This is a genomic window from Mesorhizobium sp. M8A.F.Ca.ET.165.01.1.1, assembly GCF_004792065.1.
Taxonomy (GTDB): Bacteria; Pseudomonadota; Alphaproteobacteria; order Rhizobiales; family Rhizobiaceae; genus Mesorhizobium.
Genome location: NZ_SRTH01000204.1, coordinates 1 through 299 on the forward strand (window position 1 = coordinate 1; position 299 = coordinate 299).

Below are 299 nucleotides of genomic sequence, written 5' to 3' on the forward strand. Positions count from 1 at the left end.
GAAATTGTCAACGCCAATTACCTGCGCACCGTGACGCATAAGCCGGGACGCCACATGAAATCCGATGAATCCAGCAGCGCCGGTGACTACGATCGGACCTTTCCGCGCCACCTGCATAACCCGCATGTCCGGGCTCGTTTGATCGGATTCAGTTCCTGTGCAACAGGATTTGTCACGTTGAGCGTCGCGCATGCCCCTGGCCTTGGAACGGTGTCTGACCATGACGAATTATCCCTGCTTCGAAAATTCAACGCCGAGGTTGTCGGCATGGGCAGGGCTGCGCTTTGCGCAGACTCAAT

The 299-nt window shown here is 56.5% G+C and carries 1 protein-coding gene; it reads right to left on the minus strand.

What is annotated here, in order from left to right; translation table 11 throughout:
- Window positions 1–117, minus strand: a 117-nt coding sequence (locus EN808_RS35755; protein WP_135918261.1) for an NAD-dependent epimerase/dehydratase family protein, incomplete at its 3' end; no start/stop codon positions are given.
- Window positions 118–299: the final 182 nt, after the last annotated feature.